This is a genomic window from Winogradskyella sp. (assembly GCF_965656915.1).
In the GTDB taxonomy this organism is placed as follows: Bacteria; Bacteroidota; Bacteroidia; order Flavobacteriales; family Flavobacteriaceae; genus Winogradskyella.
This window is the reverse complement of sequence record NZ_CBFHMI010000057.1, coordinates 1-14,436: the sequence shown is the minus strand read 5'-3', so window position 1 is coordinate 14,436 and position 14,436 is coordinate 1. Positions and strand designations below refer to the sequence as shown.

12 protein-coding genes are annotated in these 14,436 nt (G+C 33.4%); 4 read left to right on the top strand and 8 right to left on the bottom strand.

Translation table 11 applies throughout. The features are described 5' to 3' along the window. Positions 1–2,004 (top strand): mucoidy inhibitor MuiA family protein (locus ACTG3Y_RS11465; RefSeq protein ID WP_439153062.1); only part of this gene is annotated, 2,004 nt, incomplete at its 5' end. Positions 2,005–2,164: 160 nt separating this feature from the next. Here the strand turns inward: ACTG3Y_RS11465 and ACTG3Y_RS11460 are convergent. From ACTG3Y_RS11460 to aroC, 7 genes are all read right to left on the bottom strand, one after another. Next, positions 2,165–3,325 carry a flavohemoglobin expression-modulating QEGLA motif protein gene (locus tag ACTG3Y_RS11460; RefSeq protein WP_439153061.1) on the bottom strand — a complete coding sequence of 387 codons (1,161 nt, stop codon included), beginning with the start codon at positions 3,323–3,325 and terminating at the stop codon, positions 2,165–2,167. After that, a complete protein-coding gene (locus tag ACTG3Y_RS11455; RefSeq protein ID WP_439153060.1) occupies positions 3,325–4,155 on the bottom strand; it encodes an N-formylglutamate amidohydrolase in 831 nt (276 codons plus the stop codon). The genes ACTG3Y_RS11460 and ACTG3Y_RS11455 overlap by 1 nt, the downstream gene beginning before the upstream one ends. Beyond that, positions 4,155–4,490 carry a hypothetical protein gene (locus tag ACTG3Y_RS11450; RefSeq protein WP_439153059.1) on the bottom strand — a complete coding sequence of 112 codons (336 nt, stop codon included), beginning with the start codon at positions 4,488–4,490 and terminating at the stop codon, positions 4,155–4,157. The genes ACTG3Y_RS11455 and ACTG3Y_RS11450 overlap by 1 nt, the downstream gene beginning before the upstream one ends. Before the next feature lies 1 nt (position 4,491). After that, positions 4,492–5,310, bottom strand: coding sequence for a sulfurtransferase (locus ACTG3Y_RS11445; RefSeq protein WP_439153058.1), 819 nt, complete (start codon positions 5,308–5,310; stop codon positions 4,492–4,494). A gap of 10 nt (positions 5,311–5,320) precedes the next feature. Beyond that, positions 5,321–6,358: a glutathione synthase gene (gene gshB / locus ACTG3Y_RS11440; RefSeq protein ID WP_439153057.1), complete on the bottom strand. Its 1,038-nt coding sequence runs from the start codon at positions 6,356–6,358 to the stop codon at positions 5,321–5,323. 65 nt (positions 6,359–6,423) lie between these two features. After that, a complete protein-coding gene (locus ACTG3Y_RS11435; RefSeq protein WP_439153056.1) occupies positions 6,424–7,749 on the bottom strand; it encodes a dicarboxylate/amino acid:cation symporter in 1,326 nt (441 codons plus the stop codon). A 51-nt stretch (positions 7,750–7,800) separates the two neighbouring features. After that, positions 7,801–8,871: a chorismate synthase gene (aroC, locus tag ACTG3Y_RS11430; protein WP_439153055.1), complete on the bottom strand. Its 1,071-nt coding sequence runs from the start codon at positions 8,869–8,871 to the stop codon at positions 7,801–7,803. 207 nt (positions 8,872–9,078) lie between these two features. On the opposite strand from aroC, the gene ACTG3Y_RS11425 reads away from it, so the two are divergent. Next, entirely contained in the window at positions 9,079–9,933 is an 855-nt protein-coding gene (locus tag ACTG3Y_RS11425; RefSeq protein WP_439153054.1) for a UDP-2,3-diacylglucosamine diphosphatase, read from the top strand. Here the strand turns inward: ACTG3Y_RS11425 and ACTG3Y_RS11420 are convergent. Next, positions 9,930–12,848: an FAD-binding and (Fe-S)-binding domain-containing protein gene (locus tag ACTG3Y_RS11420; RefSeq protein WP_439153053.1), complete on the bottom strand. Its 2,919-nt coding sequence runs from the start codon at positions 12,846–12,848 to the stop codon at positions 9,930–9,932. The genes ACTG3Y_RS11425 and ACTG3Y_RS11420 overlap by 4 nt on opposite strands. A 101-nt stretch (positions 12,849–12,949) precedes the next feature. Between ACTG3Y_RS11420 and ACTG3Y_RS11415 the strand changes: the two genes are divergently transcribed. Further along, positions 12,950–13,426: a hypothetical protein gene (locus ACTG3Y_RS11415; RefSeq protein ID WP_439153052.1), complete on the top strand. Its 477-nt coding sequence runs from the start codon at positions 12,950–12,952 to the stop codon at positions 13,424–13,426. Positions 13,427–13,542: 116 nt separating this feature from the next. Then, positions 13,543–14,436 (top strand): glycine cleavage system aminomethyltransferase GcvT (gene gcvT / locus ACTG3Y_RS11410; protein WP_439153051.1); only part of this gene is annotated, 894 nt, incomplete at its 3' end.

Here is a 14,436-nt window from a genome sequence, read left to right as displayed (position 1 = left end):
TATCTAGATGGTGCTGAAATCAATCGTACTTCAACTGTAAAATTAAAATCTGGAAATTCAGAATTTACATTTAAAGGGTTATCACCCTATATCCAAGAAAGTAGTATTCAAATTTCAGGATTAAAAAACGCCTCAATTCTATCGATTAATTATGGCATCAATTATTTGTCAAAGCAAAAACAAAATGATTCTATTGAGGCGCTTCAAGAAGAATTAAAAGTTCTTGATAATAAAAAAGCCTATCAATACAATCTTATTTCTGGATATAATGAAGAAATCACCCTTATTCAAAGTAATAAACGCTTAGGCAATGAAACTAAAGTAGTCAGTCTAGAACAATTAAAAGCCTTTGCTACTTATTACAGAAACCGTGTCACGGAACTCAAAAGCGATATTAATAAGGCCAATAAAGAGATTGAAAACTATGGAAAATCCCAGACAGCTATAAACAGTCAACTTGCCGAATATAATGTAGATGAAAAGGTGCAAACCGGTGAAATTAAACTAAAGTTGAATTCAGACAAACCGATAGAGCTGAACTTACAAATCACCTACAATATTAAAAATGCAGGATGGTTCCCTATTTATGATCTTAAAGCAGATAAAATAAATAGTCCACTTAGTTTAGAGTATAAAGCTCATATCTTTCAGAACTCTGGTTGTGACTGGTCTGATGTCAATTTAGTACTGTCTACAAGCGATCCAAATACCAATAATGAAAAACCTATTGTAAACCCTAAGTATTTGAATTTTGTAAGCTATGGAAGTTACCAATCACAACGTGCCACGCGCAGTTATAATTACAAATACAATCCATTAGTAAAAACAGTGTCTGGTGTTGTGACTTCGGCAGATGATGGTCTTCCTTTACCTGGAGCTAATGTTATAGAGAAAGGTACATCAAACGGAGTTTCAACAGATTTTGATGGGCGCTACTCTTTAAAAACAACAATTGGTAAAACATTACAGTATTCTTATGTTGGCATGGGAACTGAGGAATTACCAATTCACTCTAGTATAATGAATGTGAGTCTAAATAATGGATCAGAATTAGAAGAAGTTGTCGTAGTTGGTTATGGCACTTCAACAAAAAAGTCTTATTCTAATATTTCAGAAACATTAGCAGGTCAGGCTGCAAGTGTAAACTCTAACGTTAGAATTAGAGGTTATAATTCTGTCAATGGAAATGAGGAGCCTTTATATGTTATTGATGGTGTTCCGTATAATAATGGAATTAGAAATATTAATCAAGACGATATAGCTTCAATTAAAGTTCTAAAGGATGCGTCAACGACTTCGATTTATGGTTCTAGAGGTGCTAATGGTGTTATACTCATTTCATTAAAAAATGAATCTGAAAGAAAAATAAATAATCTTGGAATTGTAGTTGAAACAGGAATTACCAATACACGCTTCGAGATTGACAAAACGTATAGCATACCATCAGATGGAGATGTTACTGTAATTGAGATTGATAAATTCAATGTACCAGCTAACTACGAATACTTTGCTGCACCAGTTCTTAATGAAAATGTATTTTTAACTGCAAAAATTGGAAATTGGGAACAGTATAATTTAATACCAGCTGAAGCTAATGTCTATTTTGAAGGAAGTTATTCTGGTAAAACAAATATTAATCCTGGCGCAACAACAGATAGCTTAACTATTTCACTTGGTGTAGATCCTAATATTGTGGTTAAACGCACACAGCGTAACAATTTTAAGAAAACAACTTTTATAGGAAATAATAAAGTGGTCTATAAAGCTTATGATATCGAAGTAAGAAATAATAAGCAGTCTGATATTACATTAACGCTTTTAGATAGAATACCAATTACGCAGAATAAGGCGATTAAGCTAGACGATATTGAAACTGGTTCATCAATTTATGATAAGGATAAAGGTATTCTAAAATGGAATATAAAATTACAGTCTGGTGAAACCGAAAAGGTAGAACATTCCTTTTCTTTAAAGTATCCTAAAGGAAAACGCGTTAATATTTAAATCATTATTAGAAAAAACGAACCTCAAAGCAAAATGTTGTTAATTTAACCCTAGCTTCTGTTAGTTAGGAACGAGTTAAATTCTATTATAGAAGCAAGTCTCACTTCTTTAGTGGTGTCTTTTAAAAAAGATAGACGAAACCATGTAGTTTTGAGGTTTTTTATTTTAAGCTATTTAGGATGAAATCTAAATTAGGATGCGTATTATCATTATTTGCATAAGCATCTGTAATGTAACTTGGTTTTACGGCTAAACCTAAATCCTGAAGTTTTTCAATGGTTGGAATATATTCCTGGCTCACTTTACCCGTTAACAGAACGCCTAAATCTTTCCCATCTTTAGCATATTTATAGACATTTCTAATACCTCTGAGGTACAAATGATCTTTTGTAAATCCACCACCTCTATGCACGCGTAATGTTATAGCAAAGGCTTTGTCTCTATTCAGTTTGTGCTGACTATGCAATAAGTGAAACGTATCTGAGAAATTGTAGCCTTTATGTAAACTATCTACAGCTATAACCCTAAAAGAGAGTTCTTTAAGACGTTCAATAGTAAGACAACCACTCATAAATTCAGAATAAACAGCTAATCCTTCTTGTGTTTCAACATTATTTGGGAATCCATTTGAAAATATCTTTAACGGCTGCTCCAAGGCATTAAATGTGGTTACCATATGCACACCAATTTCGTGATTGGTTAGTACTTTGAGTTGGTTTAAGCTGTATTTATGACTCTTTCGCAGCACTAAAGTTTGTATATTATTCAATACCATTGCTGCTGCCGAGAGATTGTTTGATATCTTTATATTGTAGTTAAAATCATAACGTTTAGAAAACTCATCAAAATAATCTCTTGCTTCTAAAGCACTATACATTGGTAACATTTCTTCATCAAATATAGAATCATCAAATCTTAAGATAAACTTGGCGTTCTCTATATCTTTCTCTGTTGGTGTACCAAAGCTTTTTAAACTATTGAAGTAGAACTTTCTGCCTTGACCAATTGTTTCTATACATTCAATAAGACCAGAATACTCATAGATAATATCTTCATACAGTTGTCTAATATCAGCATCTTCAATACGTTCTAAACGCTGAGAAAAAAACAACCGATGCAATTTATAACCGTTAAATCTAATTTTTGGATAATGAAACTGAGGCTCGTAATTGTATTTAGAGGAAAAGAATTTCTTCTTTTCGGAAGCTATATTTTGAGGATTTACATAATTGAGAAGTTCAATATTTTTAACCAATCGATTAAGATTTGCATCAATATCGAATAAATCCTGATACTCTTTTATTGTATTAATTTGAGACATTAACTTTTAAACATTTTATAAAATTCCTCTGCATGTTTAGGAATTAGTGTTTGCAATTGTGCTTCAACCGCAGCAACTACTTCTGGGTAATTAATCTGCTTATACTCATCGCAATACACCTTGGCTATTTCAGTTGCCAAAACTAAGGTATTCTTAAATGTCTTGGTAATATATTTTAAAAAATATCCATTACCATAAAAGGTGTTATTTATCGCTGCGGTCTGTTTGATATCATTAGGGAATTCCAGTTTTGCTAACATTTGACGCCATGTTTCAACTATGTCACCAAACCTGTCATTATCTATATTTGATGTGCCTAAATTCCATGTTGGCACTTCCCTATCCCATCGCTGCCAATTATAGCTGTGCATATCGTAAACGATACAAACATCGAATTTTTTTTCAAGCTTTGAAATTAGGGCATGTACAACTTTATAAAAATTGGTATGTTTTTCTAAACTTTTTGCTTTCTCTGAGTCGGCTAAAGGTTCTTTCCAAAGTTGTTTTCCCCAAGCGGTTTCGAAAACGGCTTCTTCTGTTGGACGATTTAAATCATATTCAAATCTAGAATCGCAACCTGCAATTAAAATAGGATGCGTAATGACCATGTTCTTAGTCTCAGGATCTTCTTCATACCAGCGTTCATATTCTGTATGTAAGCAATTATCCCAAAGTTCTTTTCTAAATTGGTGACCATCATGCACAGCTCCGCAGGCAAAAGGCACATATTCATCTATCTTAAGTGTAAAAGAATAATCATCAGAAACGGCATGGAATGTTTCTTCTGCATTAATTTTTTTTATGATTGAATTGACGGATAGTCTTTGCATTATAATGTTTTAAATAAGCGTTCTAACGATCTTAACAAAATACGTTCATTGATATTGAATTCACCATCAGCAAAAAATAAAGTCTTAATATCTGCTAAAAGAATTTCGATATCGTCACGTTCGTAATTATGCTGTTTTAGACTGGCCATTATCTTTTGTATACCTTGGTAGTCATTATCATTTTTAAACTCGTCGTGAATTTCTTTAAACGTGTAAATATCTACTTTAGAAATAATCACATTCCGTTCTTTGTTGTTCTCTTTAAAATCTGAATTTGCAGCAAATAACAAAATATATGCTACAAGCTCATCTCTTGTCCAGTCGATTGTTTTCATTCTATTTTATTAGGGTTCCATATTCCGTCCATGAACCATCATAGACTACTAAGTTTTTAAAATTACACTGTGTTGCTGCTAAAGCTAAAATACATGCTGTAATACCAGAGCCACAGCTAAAAACCAGTATTGTTTTATCTTTTACTAAAATATTAAAGATTTCAGATAATTCTTTTTTGGTCTTTAATTTATTCACATTGAGCAATTCTGTGTAGGGTAGGTTTTTTGAATTTGGTATTGTTCCACGTCGTAATCCTGCTCTCGGTTCATCTACAAAGCAATTAAAGCGCGGACGTGATCTGGCATCTAAAATTACCGTATCCAGTCGTTTTGTGTAGACTTGTATACCTTTAAAATTTGTAATTAATTCAGGTTGAAAAGATGCTTCGAAATTTCCGTAAGAATAGACGTCATCAGAATATTTTTCTACTTGAAATCCATTAGCTAGCCATTCAGGTAGACCACCATTTAAAACTGCAATATTTTTAAATCCAAAAATCTTAAATAACCACCAGACTCTTGGACTGGAATAAATTCCTTTGTCATCATAAACAACCACTGCGGAATCATTATTAATACCTAAAGCTTGCGCTTCGTTTTGAAACTGCTCTATACTTGGCAACATACTTGGGAATTCAGCAGAAGTATCACTAAACTTTTGTTTGATGTCAAAAAAACGTGAATTTGGTATCCGCTGTGAAGTGTTGTTTATCTTTTTATTAATTGTACAGTCTAATACAATTAAGTTTGAGGCGTCACTATTGGCATTGAGCCAATCAACTGATACTACTGATGTTTGTAAATGTACTTTGCGTGACATTTTATAGCAATTATGCCTCGTCTACAGCTTTACGTAGACGAGTACGTCTATCAAAAGCCTGAAGTTGGTCTAACACCTTACTTTCTAGGAAGTCAATTACTTTTTCTTCGACCTTACGCTTATTCTTATAAACTTTGTTGATGTATGTAATTCCACCTGGTGACATTACATTAACTTCAACTAATTTTCCACCTATAACGTCAATGCCAACAAAATATAAACCATCTTTTACAAGCTTCGGTCCTATTTGTTTACATAATGCCTTTTCCTCTTTAGTTAGACTGTGTTTTGCTATGCTTCCTCCTGCTGAAACGTTAGATCGATGATCATCACTACCCGGAATTCGTCTCATAGCACCAACAGGTTCTCCATTCAATAATAGAACTCGAACATCACCTTGGTCAGCACCTTCGATATAGTCTTGAAGTATCACATAGTTAGATTCACCATCTCCAGCACTAATGTAAAAATCCAGTAGTGAATTAATATTGTTCATTGCAGATTTTTCGATAAGTATAACACCAGAGCCACCAAAACCGTTTAATGGCTTCAAAATCATTTTATCTGCTTTAGACTCCTTAACTTGTTTTACCAAATACTTTTTATTTTTTGACACATGTGTATTTGGAATAATGTTGCTGTGAGCATCACCAAAAGCAGCTGTATAAAGTTTATTATTAGCTTCTCGCATACCTTGCAATGAATTGATGATAAATACATCATCTTTTACAGAATCTAAGAAATTCAGCATTAAAGGATCTAAGGGAGGATTAGCTCTAAAGAAAATAGCATCAAAACCTGCTAATGGCAACATTTCTTCTCTTAGTTTTACTTTGTTATAAAACGATTTTAGAGTTGATGGTATTTTTTCCATTCTGCCAATGACATTACAAAATGCATTTGTGACACTATCTCTAATAGTAAGATTAGCAGGTGTACACATAGCCACTCCATGACCTCGTTTTGCACATTCCTTAATTAAGGCTAAGCTTGTATCATTTTCAGGATCTATATTTTCCCATGGATACATTATAAAACATACATTCATATTGCGGTTTTTTGATTGGTTTTCAGTCTTTTAAAAATACTTACTTTTTTATAATTTATCCAAAGTTATTTTACTTCTTCGTAATTATCATCCCAGTTTTTAGGTTTTGGATCACCTAATTTACCAACAGACTTAGCGACAAGCATAGATACGGTTGCATCACCTGTAACATTAATGACGGTTCTACACATATCCAAAGGTCTGTCTACGGCGAAAATTAAAGCCAATCCAATAGCTAATTTATCTGCTGGAAATCCTACAGCTTCAAGTACTATAACTAACATTACCATTCCTGCTCCTGGTACAGCAGCACTTCCAATAGACGCTAATAAAGCAGTAAGAACTATAGTTAACTGATCGGCAAACGATAAATCAAATCCTAAAGCCTGAGCAATAAATACGGCTGCTACAGCTTGGTATAAACTTGTACCATCCATATTTATGGTTGCACCTACGGGTAATACAAAACTAGATACTTCTTTATCTACTCCTATATGTTCTTCAACACGTTCCATTGTCACTGGTAATGTTGCGGCACTACTACTAGTTGAAAATGCTAATAACTGAGCAGGACTAATTTGTTGTAAGAACCAAAAAGGGTTTTTTTTAGTTATAGTGCCAACAATTATTAGATAGAATACAACCATTAATGACAATCCTATGAGAACAGTTAATGAGTAATATAGCAAGGCATATAATAAATCTGGATCACCAGATGATACCACTACATTGGCCAACAGCGCAAAAACTGCCACTGGTGCGGTAAGCATTATTAAATCTACCATTTTAAGTACAACATCATTTAAAGAGTCGAATATATCTTTTAATGGCTTCGATTTTTTTTCGCCAATTAATAACATAGAAATACCTAGAAAAATCGCAAAGAAAATTACCTGAAGCATTAGTTTATTATTACTTAAAGCTTGAAAAGCATTTTCTGGTACCATATCGACTAAAAACTGCATTGGACTACTTTCTTTTTGCCTACTCGCTTCCATAATTTTACCCTGCACATTACTGTCATTGGCATAAGTTTCTGTAAGCTTAGCGATTGTTTCATCAGATACACCATCACCAGGTTGCAATACATTGACCAGAAGTAGTCCTATAGTAATGGCAACGACTGTTGTGCCAACATAAATACCAATAGTTCTTAAACCAATATTGGCAAACTTGGAAATATCTTTAAGATCAGAAATACCTTTAATCAACGATGCTAATATTAGTGGAATAGCAATTAGTTTTAAAAGTTTTACAAAGATAGTTCCGGCCCAATTAATCCAGCGATTTACAAATTCTGGTCCGCCATCTATTTGTAACATAATAAAACCAAATTCTACACCAAGTAGCATTCCTATTAATATTTTCCAATGTAATGCGAGTTTTTTCATAAATTCTATTTACAATTCCACAAGTGTGAAAATCTTGTTGTTAAGTTATTACTACCAATCCTTAGATTCTTGTCGTCTTAAAAGTGCATAATCAGCCATAACTAATGCAGCCATAGCTTCTACTATAGGTACAGCTCTAGGCACTACACAAGGATCGTGTCTTCCTTTTCCCTGCATTTCTACAGCTTCTCCAGAGCTATTAATAGTATCTTGTTTCTGAAGTGTTGTGGCAACAGGTTTAAAGGCCACATTGAAATAAATATCCATTCCATTACTAATACCTCCTTGTACTCCACCAGATCTATTGGTTTGTGTACTGCCGTCCTTATTGAATTTATCGTTATGTACACTTCCAAGCATTTTAGAGCCTTCAAAACCACTACCATATTCAAATCCTTTTACAGCATTGATAGATAGCATAGCTTTGCCTAATTCTGCATGTAATTTATCAAAAACAGGTTCTCCTAAACCTTCTGGTACATTTTGAATGACACAAGTAATTACACCACCTATGGTATCTCCTTGTTTTTTTATTGCGTTAATACGCTTGATCATCTTCTCAGCAGTTTCCTGATCTGGACAACGGATAGCATTAGATTCAATTTGATCAAAGTCTAAATCTTGATATGGTTTATCTAAAGCTATATCTCCAACAGAAGATGTAAAAGCATTTATTTTCAACGAACTAAGAAATTGTTTAGCAATAGCTCCTGCTACTACTCTACTAGCCGTTTCTCTTGCAGAGCTTCTACCACCACCTCTATAATCTCTAACACCATATTTTTTATCATAGGTATAATCGGCATGACTTGGTCTGTACACATCTTTAATATGGGAATAATCTTTAGATTTTTGATTGGTATTATGAATGACAAAGCCAATCGGAGTACCTGTTGTTTTACCTTCGAATATTCCCGAATAGAATTCTACCTGATCTGGTTCTTTACGTTGAGTTACAATTTTAGATTGTCCAGGTTTACGTCGTTCCATTTCAGTCTGAATGGCATCAAAATCTAACTTTATACCTGCTGGACAACCATCAATAATACCACCAATTGCAACTCCATGAGATTCACCAAACGTAGTGAGCTTAAATAATTTTCCGAAGGAATTTCCTGCCATTGAAACAATTTTTATGCTAATGTAATTGTAATATAAGAGAATCAAAAATACAATGGCTGTTTTTAGTTTGTTACTGCAATGTTAACCACATGTATTCTCTGCAATTTTTCATAACACTTTCGTAACATTTTACTGATTATTAATTAATTGATGAAACATGTTTAATTAACAGTTGATTCGGTTCTTTGCATAAATTGATTTTTAGTCTTGCATTTAAAACGCAAAGTAGAAATAGCGGTTATTTCAGACGTTCACCTTGGTACATTTGGGTGTCACGCAAAACAGCTGTTGACATATTTAAATAGTATTGAACCTAAGACATTAATTCTTAATGGAGATATTGTAGACATTTGGCAGTTTAAAAAGCGTTATTTTCCTAAATCTCATTTAAGTGTTATTAAAAAAATAATGGATTTCGCTGCTAACGGTACTGAGGTTATTTATATCACTGGTAATCACGATGAAATGCTTAGAAAATTTGCAGAAACCGAGATTGGTAATATATCAATAGTAAATAAGTTAGTCTTGAATTTAGATGGAAAGAAAGCATGGTTTTTTCATGGTGATGTTTTCGATATTTCTATTCAGAATGCTAAATGGTTAGCGAAGCTAGGAGGTTATGGGTATAATACTTTAATATTACTTAACCGTTTAGTTAATTGGTGCTTAGATAAATTAGGTAAAGAACGTTATTCGCTCTCAAAAAAAATAAAGAATAGCGTAAAAGGAGCTATTAAGTATATCAATGATTTTGAAAAAGTTGCGACAGACCTGGCTATTGAGAATGGCTATGACTATGTGGTTTGTGGCCATATACATCAACCAAAAAGAATTATTAAGGAGAATAAACATGGTAAAACCATGTATTTAAATTCTGGAGATTGGGTGGAAAACTTTACTGCTTTAGAGTATCAGTTTAAGCGTTGGAAAATCTATAATTATAACAAGGACAAACTCTCCCCATTTTTTGCAGATGGTGATTTGAAGGACATGGACGTAAAAGATCTAATTACGGCTATAACTATTGTTGAACAACCGACCAAGAAGAAATCAAAACCTTAAAATAAAGCTTCTTTTAAAATAGTGATAGGATGTTTCGCGATTTTACCTGTACCATCTTTAATCTGATGTCTACAACTCGTGCCATTTGCTGCAATTATAGTGTCTTCTGAAGTTTTGCGAATCGCTGGAAAAAGGGTTTGTTCACCAATTTGCATGCTAACATCGTAATGCTCTTTTTCAAAACCAAAACTACCCGCCATACCACAACAACCACTTGGGATGATTGTCACATTATAATTTTCTGGCAAATTTAAGATATCAAAACTAGACTTTTGATTGCCTAGTGCCTTCTGATGACAATGACCGTGAAATTTAATCTTTTTAGCTTCTTGGGTAAATTGGTCTGGTGTAATATGACCTGATTCAATTTCCTGTTGAATAAAGTCTTCAATTAAAAAAGTGTATTGAGCAATAGCTTTTGCAGCTTCTTTATCATCGGCTAACCTTAAATATTCGTCCTTAAAAGTAAGTATAGCTGAAGGTTCAATTCCCACTAAATTAGTAGCTTCATTTATGGCGTTTTTAAAATGATTCACATTGCTATTTGCAATAATTTTGGCCTCTTCTAAAAACCCCTTAGATATATATGAGCGTCCGCTTTCTAAATCATTAATAATTATAACATTATATCCTAATAACTCGAGTAGTACTTTAGTATCTACAGCGATATTATATTCGAGATAATTTGTGAATTCATCAATAAATAAGTACACTGTTTTTATACAATTCTTCTCCGTATTTAAACTATCGTATGTGTTTGATATTTTTGAATAAGCTTTTGATACTTTAGGAAAACTACGATTAGGATGAATGCCTATTATAAGCTTTATTAATTTAGAGATATATTTAGTTTGAAAAAGCCCATTAAAAAACCAAGGACTTTTTGAAGCGATTTTATTGTATTTAGTGGCATTTGCAAAAAACTTATCCTTAAAAGCATAGCCATTTGCTGTTTGATATTGGTATTGAAATTCAGCTTTTAGGCTTGCTACATCAACACTACTAGGACATTCACTAGCACATGCTTTGCAGCTTAAACATAAATCAAAAACATCCTTTAGTTCTTGATGATTAAACTTATTGGCTTTTTCAGAATTGGTTAAATATTCTCGCAAAGCATTCGCTCTGGCTCTGGTCGTATCCTTTTCGTTTCGCGTCGCGCGATAACTCGGACACATTGTACCGCCAAATTCAGGTAATTTTCTACAATCACCAGATCCGTTACATTTTTCAGCTTCTCGTAATATACCTAAAGATGATGAAAAATCTAAAACCGTTTTAATTTCTGGTTCCACGCTATCAGCGTCATAACGTAGATTTTTATCCATAGGAAATGCATCGACAATTTTCCCTGGATTAAAAATATGATCAGGATCAAAGGCTGTTTTTATTTGCTTTAGAATCTGATAATTTTCTTCACCTATCATCATAGGAATAAACTCAGCACGCACTATACCATCACCATGCTCACCAGACATTGAGCCTTTATACTTTTTTACAAGTTTAGCAACATCTGTAGTTATTTTTCTAAATAAAACGACGTCTTCAGACTGTTTTAAATCTAATATGGGTCGCAAATGTAATTCACCTGCACCAGCATGCGCATAATAGACCGCTTTTTGATTGTAAGTAGCCATCAGTGTTGTAAATTCAGAGATATAACTGTCTAAATCATTAATTGCGACCGCAGTATCTTCAATACATGCAACCGCTTTTTTATCACCTACTATATTTCCTAATAATCCAAGACCTGCTTTGCGTAATTCTAGTGCTTTATATATGTCTTCACCTTTCAAAACTGGTGCAGCATAGCTTAAATTTAGTTGAGTGATTGTGTTTAGAAAGTTTTCAATTTGTTGTTCAAGTTTAACTTTAGTTTCTGCCTTCAACTCACACATTAAAATAGCTACAGGATGTCTAACAATAAATTGCCTATTCTCTTGCTGCGTTTTATTATGCTTCGTTAAATCTAAAATGGAATTATCCATCATTTCGCAAGTGTGCAAATTATGTGTCATAACAGGAGCAACTGACTGCAGACATTTCTCAATACTTTCAAAGTGTAATGCGATCATAGCACTTTCAGATGGTGGCAAGACATCTAATTGAAGCGTAATCTTTGTAGTAAACGCTAATGTACCTTCACTACCTGCTAAAAGCTGACACATATTAAAATACTCACCAGACTCATTAAATACATTAGTTTTTATCAATTCATCAATCGCATAACCTGTATTTCGTCTGTGTATTTCTGGCTTTGGAAAATTATCCTGTATATGTTTCTGCACTTTATCAGATTTTAATTCATCATAAATTGTACGATATACACCTCCTTCAAGCGTTTGTAATTTTAATTTCTTAGTAAATTCTTCATTAGATATCGCAGAAAATTCAACTTCACTTCCATCACTAAGTAAAGTCTTTAAACTTAAAACTTTATCTCTCGTAACACCATATTGAATAGATGTTGTTCCTGAAGAGTTATTACCTACCATACCACCAATCATACAACGATTAGATGTCGATGTATTGGGTCCAAAAAACAAGCCAAATGGTTCGAGGTAATTATTGAGTTCGTCTCTTACAACACCTGGCTGAACTGTGACGGTTTGTTCCCTTTCGTTGATATCTAGGATTTTGGTAAAATACTTAGAAACGTCTACTATAATACCTTTGCCTACAACTTGTCCTGCCAAAGAAGTTCCAGCGGTTCTGGGAATTAAAGACGTATTATTATGCCTGGCAAATTCAGTTAATAACCTAATATCATTGGTATCCTTAGGCAATGCAACTGCAGTTGGCAGCATACTATAAACAGAAGCGTCTGTGGCATAAAGTTTAAGCATTAAATCATCAAAATAGAGTTCACCCTTTAATTTTGATTTTAGTTGTTGCAATAATGCTTTTTTACTCATCAATACAAAAATAGAATTATAAAACTATAAAGAAATCTAATATAAAATTGGTTTTAGCGTTATTTTTGTAAAGAATAACAAAATCAAAAAAACGTAGTACGATGAAAAAATTAATTTTAATAGCAATTGCAATTTTTGCAGGTTTTACATGTATTAACGCACAACAAATCGTTGATAATGCTATTGGTCTTAGATTAGGAGATAGTGATGGCTTTGGTGCTGAAATTTCTTATCAACGTGCCCTTGGTGACAATAATCGTCTTGAGGCAGATTTAGGATGGAGAAGCGGTAGTGGTTATGACGGGTTTAAATTAACGGGCTTATATCAATGGGTTTGGCAATTAGATGGTAATTTTAATTGGTATGCTGGTGCTGGTGGAGGATTTGGTTCTTTTAGTTTTGATAACAACAATATAGATGACGAAACCTTCTTTTTTGTTGCAGGTGATATTGGGGTTGAGTATAATTTTGATATTCCATTATTAATTTCCCTAGACTTTAGACCAGAACTAGGCTTTGGTGATTTTAGAGATGATGTAGATTTTGATATTGCTCTTGGAATTAGGTATCAGTTCTAGAATCAAACCCTTATAAAAGACCACCTTATTGAGGTGGTTTTTTATGACTTTTTATTAAAGATTAAGCGATAAAATTTCCTTAATTTTGCACAGCTTAAAACTAAAAACTTATAATAATGAAAGATACTGCGTTAAGTTCTACACATATTTCTTTAGGTGCTAAAATGGTGCCATTTGCTGGCTATAACATGCCAGTGCAATATGAAGGCGTTAATATTGAGCACGAAACTGTTCGTAATGCTGTTGGCGTTTTTGATGTGTCGCATATGGGTGAATTTTTAATAGAAGGACCAAATGCCTTAGACTTAATTCAGAAAGTATCTAGTAATGATGCCTCTAAATTAGAAATTGGAAAAGCACAGTACAGTTGTTTGCCCAATGAAGATGGCGGTGTTGTAGATGATTTAATTATTTATAAAATTAAAGACCAGTCTTACTTATTAGTGGTTAATGCCAGTAACATTGAAAAAGACTGGAACTGGATATCTTCTAAGAATGATGTTGGTGGAGAAATGCGCGATTTAAGTGAAGATTATTCATTATTAGCAATACAAGGACCTAAAGCTGTACAAGCCATGCAGTCCTTGTCTAGTCATGATTTGTCAGCTATTAAATTCTACAATTTTGTAGTTAGTGACTTTGCAGGTATTGACCATGTTATTATTTCTGCAACAGGTTATACTGGTAGTGGTGGTTTTGAGATTTACTGCAAAAACTCTGAAGTAAAACAAATTTGGGATAAAGTAATGGAAGCAGGGGCTGATTTTGGTATTAAACCAATAGGTTTGGCTGCTAGAGACACACTTCGTTTAGAAATGGGCTACTGTTTGTATGGCAATGATATTGATGATACGACATCACCTATTGAAGCAGGTTTAGGTTGGGTTTGTAAGTTTAACAAAGATTTCACCAATAGTGAAGCTCTAAAAGATGAAAAGGAACGCACACCAGAGCGTAAACTAGTAGCGTTTAAAATGGATGAACGCGGTATTCCAAGACAAGGTTATGGT

Coding starts and splice junctions, on each gene's coding strand:
- ACTG3Y_RS11460 (WP_439153061.1), bottom strand. CDS start 3,325: ATGTCTCAAATTAATACAATAAAAGAGTATCAGGATTTATTCGATATT.
- ACTG3Y_RS11455 (WP_439153060.1), bottom strand. CDS start 4,155: ATGCAAAGACTATCCGTCAATTCAATCATAAAAAAAATTAATGCAGAA.
- ACTG3Y_RS11450 (WP_439153059.1), bottom strand. CDS start 4,490: ATGAAAACAATCGACTGGACAAGAGATGAGCTTGTAGCATATATTTTG.
- ACTG3Y_RS11445 (WP_439153058.1), bottom strand. CDS start 5,310: ATGTCACGCAAAGTACATTTACAAACATCAGTAGTATCAGTTGATTGG.
- gshB (WP_439153057.1), bottom strand. CDS start 6,358: ATGAATGTATGTTTTATAATGTATCCATGGGAAAATATAGATCCTGAA.
- ACTG3Y_RS11435 (WP_439153056.1), bottom strand. CDS start 7,749: ATGAAAAAACTCGCATTACATTGGAAAATATTAATAGGAATGCTACTT.
- aroC (WP_439153055.1), bottom strand. CDS start 8,871: ATGGCAGGAAATTCCTTCGGAAAATTATTTAAGCTCACTACGTTTGGT.
- ACTG3Y_RS11420 (WP_439153053.1), bottom strand. CDS start 12,848: ATGAGTAAAAAAGCATTATTGCAACAACTAAAATCAAAATTAAAGGGT.
- ACTG3Y_RS11415 (WP_439153052.1), top strand. CDS start 12,950: ATGAAAAAATTAATTTTAATAGCAATTGCAATTTTTGCAGGTTTTACA.